This is a genomic window from Streptomyces sp. SID13726, assembly GCF_010548375.1.
In the GTDB taxonomy this organism is placed as follows: Bacteria; Actinomycetota; Actinomycetes; order Streptomycetales; family Streptomycetaceae; genus Streptomyces.
In genome coordinates this window covers 1-380 of the sequence record NZ_JAAGLY010000909.1, presented here as the reverse complement: position 1 = coordinate 380, position 380 = coordinate 1, and the positions used below count along the sequence as shown (strand labels likewise).

Sequence of the window (380 nt, the reverse complement as noted above, 5' to 3'; positions counted from 1 at the left end):
GGGACGTTCGCCGACGCGTCGCTGCCCCCGGCGAGCGACCCGTGGCCGCCGTTCGGGCCGGTCTCGGGCGCCGCGCACGACGCCCAGCGCTGATGCGGCGCACCTCGGTCCGCACCCTGCTGCTCGTGGCGGTCGCCACGGTGGTCGTGGGCTGGTTCGTCGTGCGGCTCCTCGGAGGCCGCGGCATCCTCTTGCCCGCGGTGCCGTGGGTCGTGGACGTGGCCGTCGTCGCGCTTGCGGCCGCGGTCTTCTGGGCAGGGTGGACCGTGCGCGCCTACCAGCGCGGGAAGCGCCCCTCGCTCGACGCGATCCGGGCCGCGCGTACGTTCGTCCTCGCCAAGGCCGCCGCGCTCACGGGCGCGCTGCTCGCCGGCTCGTAC

At 76.8% G+C, this 380-nt stretch carries 1 protein-coding gene; it reads left to right on the top strand.

What is annotated here, in order from left to right:
- Positions 1-92: 92 nt before the first annotated feature.
- The coding region (locus tag G3I78_RS50940) for a DUF3180 family protein (RefSeq protein ID WP_164437454.1) at positions 93-380 on the top strand (288 nt) is incomplete at its 3' end.